The following is a 23,480-nucleotide window of genomic DNA, read 5'->3' as shown; positions in this document are numbered from 1 at the left end:
ATCTATTTTATGCGAAGAATAAAGATATTTCAGGGCATATTACTCATCTCTCTTTCGATGAATTTCTCCTGTACAAAGTTTTTGCAGGAAGATCCCAAAAGCTTTTATACCCCTGATAACTATTATACCAGCCTTGTACAGGCGCAGAATGCTATCAACGGCATCTATGCCTTCACGCGGGATTTTTATGCCAGTATTGGCCTGTACAGTGAAGATGCTATGTTTATGCTGGAAATGCCAACGGGCCAGGCCCGGACGGAGATCAACCAGTCTAACAACAACGCCAATCTGTTGAACCTGACCATGACGCCGACTGACCTCTATTTCACGCAATGGTGGCGAAGCTCCTATAAAGGTATCGACGCAGCGAATCTGGCAATAAAAAATATCCAACAGATGCCGGCTGCTATTGTACCCGATGCGCAAAAGGCGCAATTGATTGGTCAGGCGCAGTTCTTACGGGCCTGGTTTTATTTCAACCTGACACGTATTTTTGGAGACGTGCCACTTGTTACTGAGCCAACCGTTACAGCAGACAACCTCCAGGTGAGCAGAACGGCAGCCAAAGATATTTATGAGAAGGAGATCGTCCCTGATCTGCTGGCTGCCGAGAAAAGTGGTCTTCCATTTGCCGACAATACCGGAAGAGTATCTATCGGTGCCGTAAAATCGTTGCTGGCTAAGGTGTATGAAACTATGGCCGGTTACCCTTTGCAACAAACCGATAAATATGCATTGGCGAAACAAAAAGCGCTGGAGGTGATTACCTCCAATAAGTATACGCTGTACCAGAACTATGACCAATTCCGTGATCCGGCCAACGATAATAAAATGGAGAATATCTTCATGGTGCAGTTTTCTTCCGCTATCGCCGCCAGTCCTATCTTCTCCTTCACACTACCCAGCTTTAGTTATATTTCTAACGGGCAGGGAGAGATAGGTGCACTATTACCAGATACTACCTTTTATAAGTCATATGAACCAGGAGATAAAAGGGTAGAAGAGAAACAGTTTTTTTATTCGCATTATCCTAATTTCGCAACAGGGGCGAATGTCGTATTCACAAATGGACAGCATATCTTCAAATATTTTGACGACGTTGTTCAGCAAACCGGTCTCCCTTCAAGTAAGTGTTTTCCTGTTATCCGGCTTTCCGATATTTATTTGCTATACGCGGAAGCTCAGAATGAGGCCGACGGAACACCGGGCACAGATGCATATACATATCTAAACGCCATCCGCACCCGTGCTAATCTGGCGCCTCTGTCGGGACTCACACACGACCAGTTCCGGAAAGCAGTTTGGAGGGAACGTAATCATGAGCTATGCTTTGAGAACCAAACCTGGTTCGATATGGTGCGGACAAGGATGGTCTATGACACGAAGAATGATCAATTTGTACCGATGGTGGGATATAGCTTCCCTGGTAGTGGCGGAACCCGGACTTTCCAGTCCAAACACCTGTTGTTCCCCATTCCCCAGTCGGAGATGGATGTCAACCCAAAGTTGGCGCCGAATAATACTGGTTATTAAATCCAAAAGCCATTTTTTTCTAAACGTTTTCTCATGCCATTTTTCAAAAAGATCTTTTTATTCCTGGTGTTGGCATTTTCATGCCACACCAGTTTTCTGTCGGCACAGATAAATTACCGGCCGCACGGATCAAAAAATACCAATACATCTTATTTTAAAAATGGAACGGTTAGTTTGATCAATTCAAGCCACCAGGACATTGCCTGGATGGACTCCATCGGCGCCTGTGAGATATGGAGAGCGGATAATATGATCACACCCGTGCTGGCGTTGATGAAAAGCAATCCTGATTATTGTTTTAGCGTGGAAGACGCCCTGAGTTTACGCGAATACCTCGCCCGTCATCCGGACCGGTATGATGAAATCCTGAAATACACAAAAGAAGGTCGGTTAGAATGGGGGGCCACTTATAATATGCCTTACGAATCGATGTATGACGGAGAGGCGCTCATCCGCCAAACCTATCTGGGAAAAAAATGGTTGAAGAAAATCCTGCCTGGTTGCGATTTTCTCACCGACTGGAACGAAGACGTGCCCGGTAAGGCATTGCAGATGTCTCAGATTTTGTCCAAGGCGGGTATAAAATATCTTTACATCTCCCGGCATGAGGCAGGTATTTACCGCTGGTATAGCCCGGACGGCAGCAATGTCCTCATGTTCACGCCCGGGCATTATGACGCCTCCTCTCACAATTTCCGCGCTGCAAAAAGTGATACTGCGAAAGAACGGGAGGTGCTCGATAATATCAAGGCATGGAGTGTTTACTACAAGACCAACAAATTCCGGCCGGTGCTGCCGATGCTGATCGATGGAGACTGGAATAAGCCGAACGACTATTATACACTTTTCCAGGACTGGAATAAGAAGGCTGGTAGCCTGGGTCTGCCTTCCCTGAAGTATGGGATCGCGGCTAACGTATTCAAAGCGCTGGATGCGCCTCACGCCATCTACGAAACGTTGAAAGGAGAACGCCCTAACGTTTGGTTGTATATACATGGCCCAACGCATGAGCGTGCACTGGCCGCATCACGCAAAGCCAGCCGGACACTCATTGCTGCAGAGATCTTTTCGGCAGTGGATGCAACCCTGCAAAAAGACTTTACCCATTATCCCCAATCGGAGCTGACTACTGCCTGGGAAAAGGCCATCTACGCCGATCATGGCTGGGGCGGAAAGCATGGGGATATGACGGATCTGACATTCAGGACGAAGTTCGAAGAGGCTTGTGCACTGTCCGATAAAGTATTGCAACACAGCCTGGAGGATATCGTCCGGCAGGTTGGTTTCGATAAAAAAGGCAGGTCGCTGGTTATATTCAATCCTTTGTCCAAAGAACGGACAGATAGGGTGGAAGTCAGCATCAAAGTGTATGGACAAGATACGTTGTCTTACAAAATAGTCGATGCGGCTTCAGGGAAAGAGGTACCCAGCCAGCGCATAGAAAGTAGCCCGGCCGGCGGCTCTGACGAGACCATCACCCTTAGTTTTGTGGCAGAAAAAGTTCCTTCCCTGGGTTATAAGACCTATACCCTGGAACCTTATGTGGCAGGCTTCAGGAATGGGGTCCCCATAGCGCCTACACAGCCTTCCCTGATAACGGCAGCGGCGGGAGCTGCGGTGTATGAAAATAAATTCTATAAAATCGAACTGGCCCCGGGAGGCGTGAAAAGTATCTTTGATAAGGAACTGAATACGGAATTGCTAAAAACAGATAAACTATTGGGGGGAGAGATCTTTCAGCTACAATCAGTGGGTAATGGCGCCGGCGAATTTACGGATGTACAGCCGGTGACCATGCAGGGGTTTGAAAAAGTAAGTCAGTATGGATCCAAATGGAATTGTACTGAATTCGGGCCTGTCCGGAAAACCTGGGAACTGGTGCAGCAAACACAGTTTGCTACCATCAGGGAAACAGTCACTTTATATGAATCGCTGAAGCAGATAGATTTCAAGGCGGACATTCTTGGATTTTCAGGGGAGCGCTACCGCGAATACAGGATGGCTTTTCCGCTGAATCAAACGGATTCCAGGGTCGCTTACGAAGTCCCCATGGGGGTAGTGGAGGTGGGCAAGGATGAGATAAAGGGTGCGGCTGGTTTTTCGTATGGCATCCAGGACTATTCATCACCATGTAGTAAAGTGCATCCCAGGGAAGTGCAGGACTGGTTTAATGCCAGCAAAGACAATGTTTCGGTTACAATCAGCAGTTCCGTAGCTGTATTCGATTGGGTGGATGCTACGGATAGCAATAACCGGCAAACCGTTTTGCAACCTATTTTATTGGCCAGCAGGAAAAGCTGTCATGGAGAGGGCAACTATTATCTCCAGCCCGGTAATCATCATTTTGAGTTTAGTCTGACCTCTTCGCCAGGGGATTGGAAAGCTACTGCCAACACTGGTAAACAGCAAAACCAACCCTTACGTGCCCTGGTGGTAGATGTACCACAGGCACGTAACGGACTTCCATTAACGTATAGCTTCGCCGGTACTAATTCCGATAATGTGCTTATTACAACGATAAAAAAATCCGAAGACGAAAACAGCGTTGTTATGCGGTTGGTAGATATGCAAGGGAAAAGTACAGAGGCAAAGATCGATTGGTTTGGCGCCATCAACGGTGTTACAAAGACGAATATTATTGAAGAAGAAGATCAGCCAATGAAAAAGACAGCGCCTGGCATTATGCTGACAGTACCACCGTATTCTATTGAAACAATACGGATAAGATAAACATGAATTAAGACAGACAGATTTCAGGAGAAAACCATATCCGGCGATTACTCACAGGCTCTTTATGTAAGAGCCTGTGCTGTTTGCTCTATAGACATAAGTTCTTTTCTATATTCAGAGGGCGTTTTCGCGGTTATCTTTTTAAAGAAATCATTAAAATGAGTGAAGTTTCGATATCCCGAATTAAAGCAAATGTCTGCTATCGTTAAATCCAAATCTCCCAATAATTTGCAGGCATGTCCTATTCTTAATTCATTTAGAAATCCGGTAAAAGACTTTCCTGTTCGTTTCTTGAAAAAACCGCAAAAGGCCGGTGGAGTCATATTCGCTACTTTGGCAATGGTGGCCAAATCAATCGGCTCTCTAAAATTTTCCAATGCATACCGGTAAACATTATTCATTCTTTCCGCATCCTTTTCATTTAACGAAAACCTGAATGCAAAAGAAGAGAGTTGCTCATACTTTTTTGTGCTTATCAGGACATTCATTATTTCCAGAAACAGGATTATTTTTGTGATGCCTGTAGCATTCAGTATTTCGTCTAATAAAACAGCAATTTTTTGTTTTGTTTTTGACGAAAAATTGATGCCCGCTTTTGATTTTTCAATGAGGTTTTCCACTTTCTGTATAAAAGGTTCCTCAAGGCCCAACATCTTCATATAATTTGCGGGGAAATAAATAACAATTGCTTTTCCGGTTTGCTTATCGCCTGAATTGCTTTCAGAAGGATCGCCATACCAGATATGCGGAAGATTAGGACCCAGTAAAACCAGGTCTCCGGCTGAGTAATTCCTGATGCAGTCACCAACAATACTTTTTCCGGTACCTTCCACTATATAATTCAACTCGCACACTTCATGGAAATGAAAAAGGGAGTTGAAATTACTCTTGTTGACATGTTTTACAAAAATAGCCTGCATATTCAGGGCTCCTACCTCAATTAAATTTGCCTTCATTGCAATTCATTTTGTATACTGAAAGTTAGTATTTATAAAAGAATTTTACTATTTTTATTATTCCACTGCCCATAATTTGATTAATAAAGTTGCAATAATGATTAATAGAGTTTTACCAAATCATCTGGATATGGGCGTTTTTTCACTCTCCTGGCGTATGAGCTGCTGCCTTTTTTATCTACATTAATCATATTTGTATATTTAATCGGGAATCTATTAAAATAGTTTAAGTAACGATTTATAGACTTGTAGGAATGTTGTTCGATTGAAATTAGTTTTGACCTCACACTGAAATCAGCCATGAAAAGACGAAATTTTGTAAAAACGGCGGGAGGTTATGTCTTGTTATTTCCTTTAATTAAGCCCCTTGCCAATATCGGTTTCGATAAAGATATGCAGGATGATGCCGAACTTAAAGCGAAGTGCATCGCGGCTTTTGGCAGGTTTGAGGAAGTTTGGGATTTTAATGATTTCTGGAGAAGGGGGAATACTTTCGATGCCTGCCTGAATTTTGCAGATGCGCTGCACCAAAGATGGGCTGATGATGGAGAGGTAAAATCCATACAACAAAGGGTGAATACGATGTTGGAAAAAGATTTTGCCTATTTCAAAAGCACGGATCCCGGTGGCCTATGGACGGATGATTTTGGATGGTGGGGACTAATGGGACTTAACGCAAGACGACATTTATTGCGCACAGGTAATAAGGAATTGGCAGATAAATATCTGCAGCTCTCCACCGATTTGTGCTGGAAACAGGCAAATGATCATGCCTATGACTTTTTATCAACGGCCAACCCGGTTCCGCATGGCTTCAGGAATGGAGATGCCAAAGGCAATGATAAGGGCGCAAAAAATACGGTAACCAATGTGTTGTTTTTCTTACTGTCTACCCGTATTTATCGTTTAACACTGGCAGAGAACATTGGTGATAATGAAAAATACCTGGACATGGCTTACCGCCAATGGATATGGTTTGACAGTTGGTTTCAACTGGATAAATATGAATATCTGAAGAAGACTACTTCCGGTGGTGCACTGGTACAGGAACGGCCCACCGCTTTCTTTAATGGATCTGATTATACGGAAATTACCCATCCAACCTGGCATAAAGGATGGGTGTGGACAGGCGATCAGGGCATGTTACTGGCCGCGCTTTCGGACTTGCTGGCAATTAAAACCCAGCTTGCCGCATGGGTATCAGCGCATAAAAAGGAAGTGAACTTCGATATCAACACCTTTACGGAGAAGGTACATCGCTACCTGTCACTAATAAGCAAGGGCATAAAAACGACGCTGATTAGCGACAAAGATCACATTATTCGTGAAGCGCCCCTTATCGCAAATATGGGCCCCGAATTTGGCAGCGATTATCTCGCCGGCCGGGGGATCATGATGCGTTATCTCGGAAAACTAGACAGCAGCATTATAGGAGTTGATTTCAAGCATAATATTCAGGCAACTGCAAACGCACTATGGAAAACCCGGGATGCATCTAATAACCAGTTTCAGCCTGAATATACCAGTATTGAAAATGATAAATTATATATTCAGCAATTCCGGAGTCAATGGGGGCTTGCAGATAATATCTTAAAATGGGATATAGCAAAAGCAAATCTGCAGCAAAGGATCGGTGTTTGTCAATCTATTGGACTTGATGCATTGGGGGCAACGATCAGGCTTACGTAGACTAATCAATATTTATAACGACTAAAGTGGCTATATGAAATTGCATGGATATGCTTATGTCATATTAATTTGTTTTACGGCCGGTTTTGGCGGCTTCTTATTTGGCTTTGATACAGCGGTGATATCAGGTGCCATCAACTTTTTAAGGATACAGTTTCACTTATCGCCCGTCATGGAAGGCTGGCTCATGAGTTCTGCATTGCTCGGTTGTGTCATTGGGGCTGCTGTTGCGGGGTACTTATCCGATAAATATGGCCGTAGAAAAATACTGCTGTTGTCGGCCATTTTATTTATCATATCGGCCATCGGGTGTGCCATCGCGCAAACGCCATCCTTTCTTGTTGCAGCGCGGATTATTGGAGGTGTAGGCGTTGGTTTTGCGGCAATGGTTGCGCCCATGTTTATTTCTGAATTGTCGCCTGCCGGGCTGAGAGGGAGGTTGGTTTCATTTTATCAGTTAGCTATAACGCTGGGCATTTTGTGTTCGTACCTCTCCAACGCTTTTCTTTTGAAGTATGCTGATCATCACATAACCGGCAACTCAGCGGGGCTCCTGCATTATTACCTGGTCGCTGAAGTATGGCGTGGTATGCTTGGCTCTAATATGATTCCGGCATTATTCTTTTTCATCTTCCTGCTTTTTGTGCCGGAAAGCCCAAGATGGTTGGTGAAAGAAGGCCATATAAAGGAAGCCGAAAGGGTGCTGGAACGCGTGAATGGCAAAGAAATGGCAATGATTGAATTAAGTGCAATTGAAATGAGTATTGCGGAAGAGTCGGGAAGTTTCAAACAGTTGCTTGCCCCGGGCATTCGCCTGGCCCTGATCATCGGCATTTCTCTTCCTTTTTTAAGTCAACTCTCCGGAATTACCACCGTCATGTATTACGCACCTGCAATTTTTGAACAGGCAGGAGGACAAGCCGGATCAGCTATGGGGAGCGCTACTGTCATAGGTTTTTTCAATATGATATTTACGTTTGTTGCCATCTGGAAAATTGATAAATGGGGAAGAAAGCCGGTGTTGATCTGGGGCTTCGCCGGTCTGAGTCTTGCATTATTTCTCATTGGCATCGCATTCCTGAAAGGATATACTACGGGCAACTTTTTACTGGGCTCATTTATCTACTATATAGCCGTGTTTGCATCAACACTTGGGCCTGGGGTATGGGTGGTGATCTCCGAAATTTATCCAACAAAGATAAGAGGGAGGGCGATGTCAGTAGCGACGCTTTCTTTATTCCTGGGATCCACATTTGTAACACAAACGTATCCGATACTACGTGAAACTATCGGAATAGGATATGTGTTTTTACTATATGCATGTGTCATGTTGCCGGCAGCTTATTTTGTCAGCAAGCTGGTGCCGGAAACAAAGGGCAAATCATTAGAAGCAATTGAACATTTTTGGAAAAAGTAAAATAGGGCATGAATTTACAACGGGAACAAATGCTTAAAAATATTATCCGGCAGCGTAACCTGGGTGCGCTGGTTTTCTGGCGGCCGGATGAATTGGTGATTACCTGTGGCTATTTCCCTTTATGGGGACTTTCGTTGCTGGTTTATACGGACGATGATGCACCCGTTTTGTTCGTGCCTGAGCTGGAACCGGAAGATAATTTGCCAAAGCATATTAAAGTAGAAAAGTTCCCCTGGGGGGTAATGGACTGCACAGATCCATGGGGGATTTTAATCAACATGATAAAAGGGCAGTTGGTAGAAAAAAAGATACAGCATCTTCCGGTTGCATTTATAAAAAATATTGGGGGAACGGCGCCTTGTATGATGTCGGGAGAGCAGCCTCCGCTGCCTCCTGACCTGGTCGACAGGCTTTCTACTTTGACGGAAGGCGGGTTTAAAGATGTAACGCAGGATCTCGTTAATCTGTACGCTTACAAAACGGATGCAGACGTTCGGTGTCTCAGGCGTACACACAAGATCGCTGCCTTTGCAGTAGCCACATTTTATGAAAATTTAAAGCCCGGCATTACTGAGGCAGAGTTGGCCGGTAAAATTGAATATGCCGTGCAGAGAATGACCGGTAGTGAGGGGGTATATTTTTCAAAGGCATGGCCAATGGTGATGTCAGGCAGAAATGCGATGGCCGGTGGAAAATATAACAGGTCAACCGGGAAAAAGTTACAGCCGGGGGAAATGGTCATGTTGGAAATGGCCATTTGTGTAAACGGTTATTGGGCTGATATTACACGTACGGGTCAAACAAGCGAATTGTCAGCACTACAAAGCAAGGTTTTTAATACCGTGCTGGAGGCGCAGCAGAAAGCTATCGCTATGATAAAGCCCGGAGCATTGATGGCTGATATTGATGCCGCCGCGCGAAAATATATCGAAGATGCCGGATTTGGGCCCTATTTTAACCATGTATTGGGTCATCATGTGGGGTTCAGGTATCACGATATGGGACCAACGCTTTCGCCGGGGTCACCAGGGCTGCTGAAAGAAGGGATGCTGTTAACTGTTGAACCTGGGATTTATGGAGAAGAAATTGGCTGTGGTGCCAGGATTGAAGATAATATATTGATAACGGAGGATGGATTTGAAATACTATCAGACTATCCCAGGTTATTGACCAGTAAAGAAATTTAAATTAACACCTATGGACAATTCCATTGACCTGAAAAATAAAAATGTATTGGTTACCGGCGGAAGCCAGGGGATTGGCGCGGCAATATGCCGGGCGATGGCTTCCTGTGGAGCCAATGTAGTAGTTAATTATCTTGATAATAAGCAACAAGTAGAAGTATTAGCAACTGATCTCCAACGGGAATACGGTGCCCAGGTACTTATATTTCAGGCTGATATTGCTGACCAGAAGGCAGTAATAGAGATGTTTGAATTCATAGATAACCGTTTTGGCAAAATAGACATATTAGTAAACAATGCAGGTTGCGAGACCATTGGACACGCCATTAGTCTGAACTTAGACGAATGGGATTTGATCTTTAATGTAAACCTGAAAGGTGCTTTTATTTGCGCGCAGGAGGCGGGGAAAAGAATGGTAAAACAAAACAGTGGGGTCATCATTAACATTTCCTCTATTCATGATAAGGTACCCCGAAAAGGATTGGTGCATTATTGCGCCTCCAAAGCCGGGATGAATATGATGACCAAATGCCTGGCACTTGAACTTGCTGAAAACAATATCCGCGTAGTTACTGTTTCTCCCGGCGCCATTCAAACGGAAATGAATAAATCAGAAATTGAAAAATTTGGCGTCGAAAAATTCAATAAATGGATCCCTTTGGGAAGAATTGGGGTTGTTGATGACGTGGCCTGGACCTGTGCATTCCTTGCCAGCGATAAGGCGGCCTATTATACTGCAACAGAAATATATATTGATGGAGGCTATAAGGAGAATACAATTCCTTATGATCCCCGTCCTTAACCATAAAACAGATGAATCCAACATTAATAGAAACTTATAGGCATTCAGGGGAAGGTTATAACCCGTTCTTTATAAAAGATAACTGGCAGGTGGCGCAATTGAACTACATGCCTGATCAGGATGTTTTTGGCATTCAAAAAATGGATCGACACGAGCAAACAGACGAAGTGTTTATCCTGCTGAAAGGCACCGCCGTGCTTATTGCTGCAGAGGAACATCCAACGGGTTTTATATTTGAATGTATTCATATGAAACCGGGTATTACATACAATATCCCCGTAAATGTGTGGCATAATATTGCCATGGAGAAAGATGCGGAACTGATTATCATAGAGAAAAGTAACACCCATCTTGGCGATTTTGTATACCAGCCATTATCTCAGCAGGAAAAATCTGAATTGAACAAACAAATACGGGATACTTTACATCAAAGAATATAAAAAATATTTTATGAAATCCTGGGCGAACGACATCGAGCTTTTTGACCTTTTTAGAAAGGAATTATATACCCCCGTTGTGGGAGATATATTAGATGGATTTGGCTGTTATCATCAATTTCTTCCGTATTCTATCCAGCCGATACATACATCGGATATTGTAATCGGAAGAGCGATGCCGGTATTAATGATAGATGTATATGGGCCGCAGAAAAAACCGTTTGGCTTATTAACAGAAGCACTGGACCAATTGCAGGACGGTGAAGTATACATCGCGAGTGGCGGCGACATGCGCTGTGCTTATTGGGGGGAACTGCTTACGGCCACGGCAAGAATGAGAGGAGCTACAGGCGCCGTAATCAACGGATTTCACAGGGATACCCACCAGGTTGTGGCACAGAACTGGCCGGTATTCAGCCGGGGACGGTATGGGCAGGATTCATCGGTGCGTACGCAGGTAGCCGACTTTCGTTGCGACATAGAAGTGGGTGATGTCTGGGTAAAACCCGGAGATTTGATATTCGGTGATTTGGATGGCGTGTTGGTGATTCCAAAAAAGTATGAAGAGGAAGTGATCATTAAGGCGCTTGAAAAAGCCAGAGGAGAAAAAGTAGTTCGTACGGAAATTGAAAATGGTATGAGCAGCACGGATGCGTTTAAAAAATATGGTATCCTCTGAAAAAGTTAAATTTAATATAGATGAAATTAGGTTTGGGGCTTTATCGTCACATGCTCAACAGGCAGCATTATGATTTTGCAAGGCAATGTGGCTGCACACATGTTGTGGTGCACCTGGTAGATTATTTCAACCAGGGGAACCAGGAGAATAAAAACGATCAGCCTATTGGAGATGGTTCCGGTTGGGGATTTGCTGGAGATCCTGCGAAAATATGGACGGTGGAGGAATTAGTGCAATTGAAGAAGGAGATTAATGAAGCTGGTTTGGAACTGGAGGCTATTGAAAACTTTGATCCTGCGCACTGGCATGATATATTATTGGATGGCCCCCAAAAAAAGATGCAAATCGAAAAACTGAAACAAATCATCCGCAATGTTGGGGCAGCAGGGATTCCGGTATTTGGATACAATTTCAGCCTTGCCGGGGTAAGCAGTCGTATTACGGGGAATTTTGCCCGCGGTGGCGCACGTTCCGTTGGTATGAATGACGCCGACCAAAGGCCAATCCCGAATGGGATGGTTTGGAACATGGTGTATGACAAAAATGCGCCGCCGGGGTTTATTCCTGAAATTACTCACGAACAGTTATGGGAAAGACTTGCATGGTTTTTAAATGAGTTAATTCCTGTTGCCGAACAAGCCGGTGTAAAACTCGCGGCTCATCCCGATGATCCGCCAATGCCATTTATCAGGAAAACGCCCCGGTTGGTTTATCAGCCGCAGTTGTACCAGAAATTACTGGATATTAAACCCAGCAGCAGTAATATGCTGGAGTTCTGCCTGGGCTCTATTGCCGAAATGACTGAAGGAGATGTTTATCAGGCTACTGAACAATACGCTTCAAATGTTGCTTATGTGCATTTCAGAAATGTGAAAGGGAAAGTCCCTCATTATAAAGAGGTGTTTGTTGATGAAGGGGATATTGATTTGATAAGGATCTTGAAAATATTTAAAGAGAAGAAATTTGATGGCGTGTTTATCCCCGACCACACTCCTCAAATGAGTTGTGATGCTCCATGGTACGCAGGCATGGCTTATACATTGGGTTATATGAAGGCAGCTTTGAACTTGATTTAGCAACATCTTAAAGGGATTCGCGGCAGGCCGCATTTATAAAGGAATGCCAGGCCCAATACCAGTATCTTTGCGAGGAAGATGCTGGTGTAACGCCACTCAAAATTTTACTTCTAGTATATCAATTAACGGATGATAATGAAAATATTAGGTACTGGCCTGTTATGCTGTTTAACATTTATCCTGATGGGTTTTAATAGTGTAGCGCAGCAACCAACGTTCAGGATAGCTCAGGATATCAGGGCAAGTGAGATCAGGGTATCTGCATCGAGCTACTTTAGCCCCCAACAAAGTGTTAACCATTTAACGGATGGTTCGGGTATTCATGATAACAAACATGATAATGATGCCGGCGCACTTACCATGTGGCATACCGTTTTGAACCCGGTGCCGGGTATTCCGGTAAGAGGATTGCCGGCATTTCCAGCCTGGGTTAGATTTGATTTTTCAACGCCGAAACCTATTGGTGCTGTGCAGATCTGGAATCATAACCAGGAGAACTTGTCTAATCGCGGATTTCGATTAACAAAAGTATATGGAACAACCGACGGGAATAATTGGTTCCTGTTAAAGGAATTTGAATTGCCGGACGCTAAAGCCATGAATGATACCGCAAGTCAAATTGTGATTAATAAAGTAAGGCCTTTAACCTCCGTAATTATTGCCGCTGCATCTAATTGGGGCGGAAATGTTTATGGACTCAGTGAAGTGAAATTTAGTACTGAACTTGAATTGAAAGCGTTAGATCTTCCATCCCCCATTGGTTTTGAATGTACATCTACCAGTATATACCGTTATTGTAAAGATGGCAAACCAGGAAGGGAAGTGGTACTGACATTTCAGGGAGGCAATTTATACCAGTCTGCAGCAATCGAAGTTACTGTTGACGGACAGACGGAAACCACTTCATTGCCTTTTAACAAATACGGTTATGAAACAGTAAAAGTATTACTGCCATCCGGGGTTGGTATAGACAAGGAAATACAGACGTTTATAAAATTAAAATCGGGCAATAAGGTCATTCGGAAATCATTTGTTTTGCCCAAACAAAGACAATGGACTGTTTACATATATCCACACTCACATGTCGATATTGGATATACCAATACCCAGGCAAATGTGGAGATTATTCATAAACGGAATCTTGTTAACGGGATGAAGCTTGCAAAGGAAACGTCCAACTATCCGGAGGGAGCAAGGTATGTTTGGAACCCGGAAGTTATCTGGCCGGTTGAACGGTATTTAAAAAATGCAACATCAGCCGAAAAAAGTGACTTATTGGATGCTATCCGGCATGGGTATATACATGTAGATGCCGGATATATAAACGATAATACCAGTATTACCGCCGACGAAGAGTTTCCCAGGTATTTTGGAGATGCAAAGAACATAGAGAAAATGACAGGTGTTCCGGTAAATACAATTGTTCAGGTGGATGTTCCTGGTATGACCTGGGGAATTGTTCCTATAGCCGCGCAATTTGGGATAAAGTATATTTTTGCACCTTTCAATGGATCGGATCGAATTGGATTAGCTGATAAATTTAATTTCAAGCCATTCTGGTGGATTGGACAGGATGGAACTTCAAAGGTATTGTTTCTTCAGCCCGGAGATTATACTCCAGGAGCAAGAGCAAAGGGGTATAAATATTGGCCATTAATGGCTGGTCAGCGAGATCCTGATAAGCTTTTCCAGATTGTCAAAACGGATCACCCCCGCGAAAACTTCATTGACGGCTATTTATGGTCAAAGCTGAAAGAACTTGAAGCAGATAAGGATTATCCTTATGATTTATTTCCAATGACATGGGCAATGGCCGATAATACGCCTATAGACGCCGATCTGCCTGAAGCCGTAAAAAGCTGGAATGAAGAATATGCATTTCCCCGCCTGGTGATTTCAAGTTCAACAGGTATTATGTCAGCATTCGAAAAAAAATACGGAGCGGTCATTCCTTCATACAGGGGAGATTTTACGGAATATTGGACAGACGGAGCGGGTACAGCTGCAAAAGAAACGGGTATGAACCGTAACTCCAAGGAGCGGTTAATTCAAGCCGATATACTTTGGTCGATGCTGCATCATGGCGAAAAAGCCCCCCGAACGGAGCTTAATGAAGCCTGGCGTAATGTGCTGATGGGTTCAGAGCATACCTGGTGTTATATGAACCCTAACCAGGCTGATATGCAGGATGAAATATGGAAAGTAAAGCAACTTTTTTTTAAGAATGCGGAAGACAGTAGCGTATACCTACTTTCAAATTCACTGAAGCCATTAGCAACAGACACATCAAATATTGTAGCTGTATTTAATACGCTTTCCTGGCAACGAAGTGGATTAGTGACACTTACAAAAGACCAAAGTAAAGGGATATTCTCCGTGATGGATGAGCATAATAAAACGATTGTCTCCCAACGATTAAGTACGGGTGAATTGGTGTTCATGGCTACTGATATTCCTGCATTAAGTGCAAAGAACTACCTGTTAAGCACCAAAAAGACGGTGAATCCTAAGGCGAAAATGGCCAACGGAAATACCCTGGAGAATGATTTGTTTAAAGTTGTGATTGATTCCGTAACCGGAGATATTATTAGTATAAAAGATAAAACAGGCGATGATTTTGTCAGTAAGAATGATGCCAGTAAGGTTAACAGTTACAGATATTTGATGGGAAGCGGAAAGTCGGTATCCAATGGCCCCCAATACGCCGTCAATAATAGTGCATCCTTAAATAACTCAGTGAAAGATACCCTGAAAGCTACCGGGCCTACCATGGTGAAAACACTGATTAAAGAGAATGGGCCACTGGTGGCATCGGTGCTGATAGAATCAAAAGCAGCAGGCTGTAATATATTAATCCGGGAAGTGCGCGTTATTGCTGGTAAACCTGAAATTGAAGTAAATAATTTAGTAGATAAAATAGCAACAACGCAAAAAGAAGGCGTTCATTTTGGATTTGCTTTTGATATTCCGGACGGACGTACACGGATAGACATTCCCTGGGGTGTAGTAGAAGTTGACGCAGATCAGCTTCCTGCTGCAAACCGTAATTGGATTGGTTTTCAACGTTGGCTGGATATATCAAATGCAGATAGGGGAGTAACCTGGTGCTCACTGGATGCTCCTACCTTTGAAAGTGGGAATATGACAGCCAATATTATCGGAGGCGCTTTTCACTCCCCGGAATGGATTGAACATTTACCTTTAAGTTCAACCATATATTCCTGGGCGCTTAATAATCATTGGCACACAAATTTTCCACTTTTCCAGGAAGGTAAATTGAGGTTTCGTTACCGGATACTGCCACACCAGCATGGGTATGATGCTGTTAAAGCTAATCGCTTTGGACTTGAACAGTCACAACCGCTCGTAGCTACTCCTGTTAAAGAAAGAGTCAACATTAAGCCCTTAGTTAACATCAACAATGATAAGATATTTATATCGGTAGTTAAAACATCTGCGGATGGTACTTCCATGATTATCCGGCTTCGGTCATTATCCGAAAAGCCGGAAAAAGTACATCTTACCTTTCCTTCATTTAAGCCAAAATCTATACGGACTTGTGTGGCAGATGAAGTGCCAGGTGGAGAAGTGGGAGATGATGTTGATATGTTACCATATGGAATAGCAACATTAATGATAGAATAAGTATTTAAGGGAATCCTGAATTGCGGGCGAATATTGACTGAGAACACGCGAATATTAAACGGAAGCCTGGATTTTACTATAACTCATCTATTTTTGGTATGAAAATGTTAATATGAAAAGTAGCGCTATTATTGGGCTGTGAAGTGATTAGCGCCGTTAAAAACCAAAATTATGTTGAAGTTTAACAAAATGAGTAAAAAGCCACTTGATTTCCTGTATGCAATAATTTGGATAGGCATCTTCGGGGCAATGGCAGCTTATGTATATTCGGGCAAGGTATTCGAACCCATTAATGGGAAGATTCATATTGTTGCCATTTTGATAGGGTGGGTGGCACAATATATTGGGTTGTTCCTTACAGCACTGCTCTTGTTTGCCATAGGATTATATAAGGCATTTATGATATTGTTCAGTAATAAATACGAGGAGTAGCAATTATACAAAAGTCAATATCCTTGTACCACAGGGATCGTTGCAAATAACAAAGCCTGCACTACATTAGTGCGGGCTTTGTTGTTTGCAACGGAAGAGCGCATGGCGTGTCGTCATGAAATAGTTATCGTGATAAAATAAATACCTGGTATGGATTGTATAAGCTGATTTGATAACTTATATTTGATTAGCGACAGAGCATAATAGCAGTTTGTGTTTGCAATGAAAAATAAAGAATAAGACAGGTTAACCAAAGTGATATCAGGTATCCCATAACATGATAGTAATTAAAATAAAAGAGGGACTTGGCAATCAAATGTTTCAATTTGCATTTGCTTTAAAATATATCCTGGATAAAAAGCAGGTGAAATTCGATACTTCATTTTATGTACAAAACCAATCCCGTAATGGGTTTGAACTATTCAGGGTATTTGAGAATATCGATATACCCATAGCGGGGTTGAGAGACTTCTTCTTCTTTGCTAAGAAAGTAAAGAAGGAGAACGGGCGGTCTTACTATGCCATCCGGGAGAACCGGCATATATACCAGGAGTCAAAAGAAAATGAATTTACCTACAACCAGGACTTATCTTTATTGGACGACGCTTTCTTTAACGGATATTGGCAAAATGTCAACTACTTTTCTGAGTGGAGAGATGAAATTTCCTACTACTTTAGATTTCCACCAATACCTGAAAGTGACCCCGAAAATAGGCACATCGCGGGAGCCATAGTGTCTTCTAATGCAGTAAGCATACATATTAGACGAGGAGATTATTTAACATCTACCTTTCATAAAAATCTGGGGGTAGATTACTACATGCGGGCAATCAGCGTGATTAAATCGCAGGTGAAAAACCCGCAGTTCTTTGTTTTCTCTGATGATCCTGAATGGGCGCTGAGAGAAATAAAGCAGGAAAATATGGTGTGTGTGAACCATAACATTGGTAGCCATAGTTACAGAGATATGCAACTGATGAGCCTCTGTAAGCATAACATTATAGCAAACAGTACTTTTAGCTGGTGGGGAGCCTGGCTGAATAATAATGAGGAGAAAATAGTTATTTCACCTAAGATGTGGTTTAATGAACCTATTGCAATGGACTTCTTACTATTGAAAGACTGGATTAGGATTTGATTTATAGAAATCAGAAAAGTTATTTCCTATTTCTCCCGCTGGGAAAGTGCGTCAAGCACTGCTTTGTCTTTTGTTATATCAAATTTCCTGGCAAATAATTTCGGTGAATCCAATAATCCATCTATGTCCATTATTCCAAATGTTTTTGGATACTCTGGACCGGATGCCCAATCTATTAGCCGTAAATTGTCGTTGACAATATTCTCCCTGTAAGGTGAATTTTGAAGTAATGTCTGAAAGAAGGTTTCATCTGCCACAAATACATGTCGAAAAAAATCAACGAATGAAGGAGTGCTTTCACAGTAATGAAGTATATAGCTGGCACAATCCCTGTTTATGCTCCACCACTGTGAACCTCCATAATATTCAATATTTAATTGCTTTCTGGTCATGCCAACAATTTTTTGTGCCATGTAAAGCCTGGTAGCTTCTTCATGTCCAAGATCGTCCAGGAACCAGTAAAACCGCAGGCGGTCAAGTCCGCCGTCCATCGCCCACCCACTATAAGGGATGGTGAAATTATCGATGAAGATCTTATGTCGATGCTGCAGAAAATGACGGTGTATCGTTAAATTGTCTTTCAGCGGAAAATCTTGTGCACTCAACAAAATCAGGTAGTCATTGTCTTCGCCTTTCATGTCTATAGCCGATTTTATCAATGACAGCGAGGCTGTAATAAGACTAAAGCCTCCCCATTTTATATCTACCCGGTCTTTCAGTACGGTAACCGAACACCTGTCTTCCAGCTGTTCCCGCTCACCTGGGAGTATTTCATATTTTATGTCTATATGCACAAAGAAATGAGCATGCTCAAAAGATAATTTGTCAATTAATAATATTAGCTGATCGAAATTTTTATGGAATAATATCAGGTAGTTTAACTTCATTTGAGTATAAAGGCTTATGTCAGCCGGAAGGCGGCTGCGTGTTTTCATTTATAATTTAATCCAGTTTTTTGGCAGCAGGTCTTTTGTATTAAGCGTGTCGGTCGCAAACCACTTTTTGGGTGCAATGACTATTTTACGCTTATTTTTCGCCATCCAGGCTGCCCACCAGGCGAATGAACTGTTGGGGATAATGAAATGTTTGCACAGACTCATTAACTGCAAATAGTATTCAAAACTTGGATCATAGTAAGATTCATCTACAAAAAAGACATGCTTATCTTTAATATGCTCTTTACACCAATGTATGTCGTCAGAGAATATATAGAAAAACGGACGGGAGAGGCGCTGTCTGATTGTTTTCATGGCTTTGTTGATGTAATCCATCTCAACAACCCCATGATAATCCAGTTTGTCAAGAAAATCCCCTCGTCTGACATTTAGCATCACTGACTGTTTTTGCATGATTTGTTCACCCAATGCTTTCCATTTCCCGTACAGGGGATGACGGAAAGTAAAATCGTTAGATAATGCCTCCTCAATACCCTGAAAGTATTTACACGACTGCCAGAATCCCGTAATCATCAAATGAAACTCCTCTTTTTTAGGGATGTTTGTTGCATATTTTTTTAATGGATTAATTAAAGTAGCATCATAATGAAAATGTCTTTCATTCAAATGTATAATAGGAGCTGAGAGGTCCTTCATTTTTTCATAGACCATCTCTTTAGAGCGAAGTTGATGGACAGATAAATTGAAGATGTCAAGATTGTAATTCCTGTTGCTGGCTCCTTTTACATATACGTCAGTGTTTACAAATAGCTCCTGTTTGAGAAGATCGGACAGGTATTTTCCGAATGAATATTGGAACATCTGGTTACCGATGCCGCCATTTAAATTTACTACTATCATTTTGTCAAGACAGTTGCGACTTTTTCAGATGATACTTTTTTTTGCTGGTCATTATGCGACGTAAAAATTTCGTTCATTTTTGTCAGGCGATCTTCGCTCACGGCGAACATAAACTGTACAATACCCTCTATTGAATTATGTAAAGCAGTAATATCTGAATAGCCGAATTCTTTTTGGTTAGAGATATAAGGGAAGATGATCATCTTATTACCCGTTAATTCCGATATTTTGATATCACCAACAACGGTTTCATCATAAGGAGCATCCAGTATTTTTTGAAAGAATTTTCGGAAAACGATAATGAATTGTGTTGACAGGCAGTGGTTAGTCCAAAATAAGTTTTTGGTAATCGGAACGGCCAGATCAAATTTGCCAGCGCCTCCTGAGAAATAGTCGCAGCCTTGTTGGTAAGCCAGGTAGATATTTTTGAATAATAGTTCCTTTGAATAGCCAGGTGTAAATTCATGATCGTCTTCACAAATGATGATCACATCATCGTCATTGTCAATAGCGAGTTGAATTATTTTCCGGATACTCTGCCAATGTCCCAGCGCTCCGATTTCATTTTTACAGGCATCGACCACGGTGATATCAAATTCGGACCTGCCTTCAAATTGTTGAAGTATATGTTCGCGGCGTTCTGTTCTTTCCGGGAGGTTGATGATATAGAGAGGAATACAGGCATCGTCATCAAGCTGCTCATTGGCTGCTTCTACCTGCTGGTAAGGGATTTTATAAAAAGATCGTATGTCTCTGTTTACCTGGGCGCCGGCAGCACTTTTTGAAAACAATTCTTCCACTCTGTCGGTGCCGTCATTTTTTGCAGTTGCGTCAGAATAGCCAAACTCTTTTTGAACAGAAATAAATGGGTGGATAAAATAAACGCGATCGGAACAATCTGTTATTTTGGTGTCGGCAGTATCTGCCGGTGTAAACTTAGTGTCGAGAATGGTTTGGAAAAAATGTTTGAATACGATGATAAACTGCGTGCCTGAAAATTTTTTTACCCAGAATAATGTGTCAGATATGGCCACTGCATCTCCGTGCCAGCTCACACCACCAGAGAGTACGTCCGCATTTAGGGATAGTGCTTCCGTGATAGCCCGTTGCAATATTTCCTTTGAATAGGCAGCCGTGAATAAATGATCGTCTTCACAAATGAGGATATATTCCTGATCTTGTTCCAACGCCTGCGTCACAATATCCGTAATCGTATTCCACAAGCCAATGGACCCCACTTCATGCCTGTGGGCGTCAATAATGATGGTGTTGAATTCGTTACGTTCTTCAAACTGTTGCAGGATATGTGCTCTCCGGTCTGACCGGTTTTTGAGATTAATGATATAAGTGGGAATGCTATTTGATTTCATAGTTTGATGATATTTAAAATACAGGTTTGTATGGCGTGAGGGTTGATAGATACGGGTCTATGGCTATTTAGCTATCTACTTAACCCAGTCTCCGATGTCAATAATTCTTTTCAGAAAAGTAGCAGGGGTCAGGGATTTGATAATAAATAATGCATTAGTGGCAGGGATATTTTTATCTGATGAAATTTCCCTGTCAATACCGAGTATAGGGAAAATTGTTCTCGGTAGGTAGTGTTTAAGGGCATCGCTATCTTCTGGTATAAATAAAGTAATTTTTTTTCCGAACCATTCCCGGCATTGCATCGATCCCGGTATCATTGTCTTTGCCAATTGACCTGTTTGAGGGTCAATTTGAGTCAAGTTGGAGGTGTCTGCAAAATCCGTCAGGCAGGTATAGTATTTATCTTTTAATTGCTCCTGTAAAACCTTGCCAAGAGATACTAACGTATCACCTTGAGACAAAAAATATGCTGTTGCTATGTCCTCGTTATTTCCATAAACAATCGTTCGTTTATCTGTTTCTTTTAGAATGAAACGGGCCATTGCATGTATTTTTAAATCCACTATCATTCGAGACGGCATCTTTGCGGAGCTCCCCTCCCGGATAATATCATTATGAGCAATATCTTCCGCGCAACGAAGGAGTAGTGCTTTATGCTTATTGAAAAGCGTTGTGTTTTTGCTTATTTTTTGATACCAGGCTGCAATGTCTTTGGCTGCAGATTCATCTTCTGGAACATCCACCCTCCATTTTTTTGAAAAGATCAATCCACTTGCTTTGTCTACCGGGAAAATATAAGTGGCTAAAAAGTAGGCGGGCGAAATCAGTTCATCCGGCACCATGCCTGAGAGCTCAACTGGTGCTTCAGGATGAGCCACGTTATATTTTTTTAGCCAAATGATAAATGAGCCGAATGCTGCTGTGCGGGAGGTACTATTAGCCATTGAAATTCTTACAAGAGAATCAACAGTAGTAGAGTCAAAGGCTCGCTTGTCGGTTATATATTCGCTGATTGGGCGCAGCATCCAGTCGTCACAGAATAGAATAACATGCCTGAATTTTTGTTGACATATGAGTGCTTGGGCTATTGTCATACTTAAATCGGTGGACTCTTTTGCTAAAGGGTATATATTGCCGATGCCTACCACCTTTACCTGCTCCGGGATTTTATTATCCAGGACGCTGGCCATATCCCTGATAGCCATAGTCAGCGGCAGGTCATTGGCTTTTACTCCGTTCTGCGAACTGGCGTTCAAAAACGGAATAAGTAACAGGATTGTTATTAAGGACTGTTTCATGCTTATTTGTTGTTTGCCGCTTTAGAATGTGAAGTAATGTTATTGAATATCACCAGGACATCAAAAGCTTTGTCTGAAAGCATTCGGAATTGTTTGCCATATATATCAATTAAATTCAACGTATTGTATAAATTGTTGACAGGAAGATCCCGGTTAAGGAAAATGCCGCTGGGTATGCCATAATTCTTTAGCAGGTGGTAGGCAATAGTTGTGTTTTCAGCAGCAAAGCGTTGCTCGTGAATGATCCTGCTTCCGGGTGCTGCTTTCTCCTCCGATACTACGTTAACATTGGCTTCATTTGAAAAATCCGTCAGCAAAATGAAATAACGGGATTTATACAACTCTTTCAAATACTTCCCCATATACCCATCAGTTGTGGAAATATGCCCGTTATGCGCCCATATGATGGTTTTTTGAGAGCCAGCGAGACGGGTTACATTGCCCGCCATGAGACTGTCGCGGTATTTGCCAGCTCCTGAAGAATTCTCCTCAGACGTGTCAGCCTTTAATGCCTCATAGAGGATAGAATGTGTTTCATTCTGCAGATGATATACCAGTTCATCAAATTCATCTTTCCTCATCTCTTTCGCGAGTCTGCTTTTATTGACATTGAACCATGTTTTTATTGTGGCTATTCGGGAGGTATCCAGCACCTGGATGTTTTCCCAGTGATACAGCAATCTTTGTGCATTGATGTAATCAAATGGAATGATGTAGTTATAAAGAAAAAAGTTTCGGAATCCTGCATCCAGGCTGAAGTCGAATCCTGCTATCCGCACCATCTCCCCGGGATGGGACAGATTATATTGTTTAAGCCAACGAAATAACTGGCTGAGTATTTCCTGTGTATTCAGCATGCCCACTGCTGTTTCCTTTGCTAAAGAATCTGCTACAGAAAGGTCTTTAATATTGTTATTAAGCAGGTATTGGCGAACTGGCCTGATATTCTGTATATCAGCGAACTCCAGTAATATGTTCTTATATCCTCTTTTTTCAACAAGATATTGAGTCATTTTAGCTTCAAGTGCTAATGGCTCATAGCCACCATGGCTTACTTCTCCAAGCCCTACGATCTGTACGTCATTGCTGATGGCGTTGTTAAAAATACGTTGAACCCAGTTGCTGCCGGAGTCCAGAGAAAGGGCGCCAATTTCTGCATAATGAATTTTACCATTATCCTGAGCAAAAGATAAGGACCAGATGAGGGAATTAGCCACAGCAGCTATTAATACTTTCCAAATCCAGTTTAAGCCGATATGACTCATAAAAATTTTTTTGATAAAGAAAAAGCACTCCC

The 23,480-nt window shown here is 42.3% G+C and carries 18 protein-coding genes; 12 read left to right on the top strand and 6 right to left on the bottom strand.

Annotation, left to right across the window (positions count from 1 at the left end; genetic code table 11):
• The first annotated feature begins 9 nt into the window (after positions 1–9).
• Both AC5ZC7_RS18645 and AC5ZC7_RS18640 read left to right on the top strand, forming a co-directional pair.
• Positions 10–1,533, top strand: coding sequence for a RagB/SusD family nutrient uptake outer membrane protein (locus AC5ZC7_RS18645; protein WP_496157391.1), 1,524 nt, complete (start codon positions 10–12; stop codon positions 1,531–1,533).
• 33 nt (positions 1,534–1,566) lie between these two features.
• The gene (locus tag AC5ZC7_RS18640; protein WP_496157392.1) at positions 1,567–4,263 is read left to right on the top strand and encodes a glycoside hydrolase family 38 N-terminal domain-containing protein; all 2,697 of its coding nucleotides are present in this window, start codon (positions 1,567–1,569) and stop codon (positions 4,261–4,263) included.
• A 62-nt stretch (positions 4,264–4,325) separates the two neighbouring features.
• On the opposite strand, the gene AC5ZC7_RS18635 is transcribed toward AC5ZC7_RS18640, so the two are convergent.
• Entirely contained in the window at positions 4,326–5,219 is an 894-nt protein-coding gene (locus AC5ZC7_RS18635) for a helix-turn-helix domain-containing protein (RefSeq protein WP_496157393.1), read from the bottom strand.
• A gap of 300 nt (positions 5,220–5,519) precedes the next feature.
• Between AC5ZC7_RS18635 and AC5ZC7_RS18630 the strand changes: the two genes are divergently transcribed.
• From AC5ZC7_RS18630 to AC5ZC7_RS18585, 10 genes are all read left to right on the top strand, one after another.
• On the top strand, positions 5,520–6,908 hold the full coding sequence (locus AC5ZC7_RS18630; RefSeq protein ID WP_496157394.1) for a glycoside hydrolase family 76 protein: 1,389 nt from the start codon (positions 5,520–5,522) through the stop codon (positions 6,906–6,908).
• 34 nt (positions 6,909–6,942) lie between these two features.
• Positions 6,943–8,325: a sugar porter family MFS transporter gene (locus AC5ZC7_RS18625; RefSeq protein ID WP_496157395.1), complete on the top strand. Its 1,383-nt coding sequence runs from the start codon at positions 6,943–6,945 to the stop codon at positions 8,323–8,325.
• An 8-nt stretch (positions 8,326–8,333) separates the two neighbouring features.
• Positions 8,334–9,512, top strand: a complete 1,179-nt coding sequence (locus AC5ZC7_RS18620) for a M24 family metallopeptidase (protein ID WP_496157396.1) — start codon at positions 8,334–8,336, stop codon at positions 9,510–9,512.
• A gap of 10 nt (positions 9,513–9,522) precedes the next feature.
• The gene (locus AC5ZC7_RS18615; protein ID WP_496157397.1) at positions 9,523–10,311 is read left to right on the top strand and encodes a glucose 1-dehydrogenase; all 789 of its coding nucleotides are present in this window, start codon (positions 9,523–9,525) and stop codon (positions 10,309–10,311) included.
• A gap of 11 nt (positions 10,312–10,322) precedes the next feature.
• Positions 10,323–10,751 (top strand): cupin domain-containing protein, encoded by a 429-nt coding sequence (locus AC5ZC7_RS18610; protein ID WP_496157398.1) that lies wholly within the window; start codon positions 10,323–10,325, stop codon positions 10,749–10,751.
• A 10-nt stretch (positions 10,752–10,761) separates the two neighbouring features.
• Positions 10,762–11,427, top strand: a complete 666-nt coding sequence (locus AC5ZC7_RS18605; protein ID WP_496157399.1) for an RraA family protein — start codon at positions 10,762–10,764, stop codon at positions 11,425–11,427.
• A 20-nt stretch (positions 11,428–11,447) separates the two neighbouring features.
• Positions 11,448–12,503, top strand: coding sequence for a mannonate dehydratase (locus tag AC5ZC7_RS18600; RefSeq protein ID WP_496157400.1), 1,056 nt, complete (start codon positions 11,448–11,450; stop codon positions 12,501–12,503).
• A 135-nt stretch (positions 12,504–12,638) separates the two neighbouring features.
• Positions 12,639–16,148 carry a glycoside hydrolase family 38 N-terminal domain-containing protein gene (locus AC5ZC7_RS18595; protein WP_496157401.1) on the top strand — a complete coding sequence of 1,170 codons (3,510 nt, stop codon included), beginning with the start codon at positions 12,639–12,641 and terminating at the stop codon, positions 16,146–16,148.
• 171 nt (positions 16,149–16,319) lie between these two features.
• A complete protein-coding gene (locus AC5ZC7_RS18590) occupies positions 16,320–16,580 on the top strand; it encodes a hypothetical protein (protein WP_496157402.1) in 261 nt (86 codons plus the stop codon).
• Positions 16,581–16,857: 277 nt separating this feature from the next.
• Positions 16,858–17,718: an alpha-1,2-fucosyltransferase gene (locus AC5ZC7_RS18585; RefSeq protein ID WP_496157403.1), complete on the top strand. Its 861-nt coding sequence runs from the start codon at positions 16,858–16,860 to the stop codon at positions 17,716–17,718.
• 26 nt (positions 17,719–17,744) lie between these two features.
• Here the strand turns inward: AC5ZC7_RS18585 and AC5ZC7_RS18580 are convergent, their stop codons facing one another.
• The 5 genes from AC5ZC7_RS18580 to AC5ZC7_RS18560 form a co-directional block, all read right to left on the bottom strand.
• On the bottom strand, positions 17,745–18,605 hold the full coding sequence (locus AC5ZC7_RS18580) for a beta-1,6-N-acetylglucosaminyltransferase (RefSeq protein ID WP_496157404.1): 861 nt from the start codon (positions 18,603–18,605) through the stop codon (positions 17,745–17,747).
• A gap of 48 nt (positions 18,606–18,653) precedes the next feature.
• Positions 18,654–19,514, bottom strand: a complete 861-nt coding sequence (locus tag AC5ZC7_RS18575; protein ID WP_496157405.1) for an alpha-1,2-fucosyltransferase — start codon at positions 19,512–19,514, stop codon at positions 18,654–18,656.
• Positions 19,511–20,884, bottom strand: a complete 1,374-nt coding sequence (locus AC5ZC7_RS18570) for a hypothetical protein (RefSeq protein WP_496157406.1) — start codon at positions 20,882–20,884, stop codon at positions 19,511–19,513. The genes AC5ZC7_RS18575 and AC5ZC7_RS18570 overlap by 4 nt, the downstream gene beginning before the upstream one ends.
• 75 nt (positions 20,885–20,959) lie before the next feature.
• A complete protein-coding gene (locus AC5ZC7_RS18565) occupies positions 20,960–22,183 on the bottom strand; it encodes a TraB/GumN family protein (RefSeq protein ID WP_496157407.1) in 1,224 nt (407 codons plus the stop codon).
• Positions 22,184–22,185: 2 nt separating this feature from the next.
• Positions 22,186–23,448, bottom strand: a complete 1,263-nt coding sequence (locus tag AC5ZC7_RS18560) for an erythromycin esterase family protein (RefSeq protein ID WP_496157408.1) — start codon at positions 23,446–23,448, stop codon at positions 22,186–22,188.
• Between the last annotated feature and the right edge of the window lie 32 nt (positions 23,449–23,480).

The organism is Chitinophaga sp. 9-1-y (genome assembly GCF_059511905.2).
This window is presented reverse-complemented; position numbering and strand designations above follow the sequence as displayed.

Bases quoted from the DNA above. Each gene is read 5' to 3' on its own strand.
- AC5ZC7_RS18645 (WP_496157391.1), top strand. From the start codon at position 10: ATGCGAAGAATAAAGATATTTCAGGGCATATTACTCATCTCTCTTTCG.
- AC5ZC7_RS18620 (WP_496157396.1), top strand. From the start codon at position 8,334: ATGAATTTACAACGGGAACAAATGCTTAAAAATATTATCCGGCAGCGT.
- AC5ZC7_RS18625 (WP_496157395.1), top strand. From the start codon at position 6,943: ATGAAATTGCATGGATATGCTTATGTCATATTAATTTGTTTTACGGCC.
- AC5ZC7_RS18595 (WP_496157401.1), top strand. From the start codon at position 12,639: ATGAAAATATTAGGTACTGGCCTGTTATGCTGTTTAACATTTATCCTG.
- AC5ZC7_RS18615 (WP_496157397.1), top strand. From the start codon at position 9,523: ATGGACAATTCCATTGACCTGAAAAATAAAAATGTATTGGTTACCGGC.
- AC5ZC7_RS18600 (WP_496157400.1), top strand. From the start codon at position 11,448: ATGAAATTAGGTTTGGGGCTTTATCGTCACATGCTCAACAGGCAGCAT.
- AC5ZC7_RS18575 (WP_496157405.1), bottom strand. From the start codon at position 19,514: ATGATAGTAGTAAATTTAAATGGCGGCATCGGTAACCAGATGTTCCAA.
- AC5ZC7_RS18610 (WP_496157398.1), top strand. From the start codon at position 10,323: ATGAATCCAACATTAATAGAAACTTATAGGCATTCAGGGGAAGGTTAT.
- AC5ZC7_RS18590 (WP_496157402.1), top strand. From the start codon at position 16,320: ATGTTGAAGTTTAACAAAATGAGTAAAAAGCCACTTGATTTCCTGTAT.
- AC5ZC7_RS18635 (WP_496157393.1), bottom strand. From the start codon at position 5,219: ATGAAGGCAAATTTAATTGAGGTAGGAGCCCTGAATATGCAGGCTATT.
- AC5ZC7_RS18565 (WP_496157407.1), bottom strand. From the start codon at position 22,183: ATGAAACAGTCCTTAATAACAATCCTGTTACTTATTCCGTTTTTGAAC.
- AC5ZC7_RS18585 (WP_496157403.1), top strand. From the start codon at position 16,858: ATGATAGTAATTAAAATAAAAGAGGGACTTGGCAATCAAATGTTTCAA.
- AC5ZC7_RS18640 (WP_496157392.1), top strand. From the start codon at position 1,567: ATGCCATTTTTCAAAAAGATCTTTTTATTCCTGGTGTTGGCATTTTCA.
- AC5ZC7_RS18630 (WP_496157394.1), top strand. From the start codon at position 5,520: ATGAAAAGACGAAATTTTGTAAAAACGGCGGGAGGTTATGTCTTGTTA.
- AC5ZC7_RS18580 (WP_496157404.1), bottom strand. From the start codon at position 18,605: ATGAAGTTAAACTACCTGATATTATTCCATAAAAATTTCGATCAGCTA.
- AC5ZC7_RS18605 (WP_496157399.1), top strand. From the start codon at position 10,762: ATGAAATCCTGGGCGAACGACATCGAGCTTTTTGACCTTTTTAGAAAG.
- AC5ZC7_RS18570 (WP_496157406.1), bottom strand. From the start codon at position 20,884: ATGAAATCAAATAGCATTCCCACTTATATCATTAATCTCAAAAACCGG.
- AC5ZC7_RS18560 (WP_496157408.1), bottom strand. From the start codon at position 23,448: ATGAGTCATATCGGCTTAAACTGGATTTGGAAAGTATTAATAGCTGCT.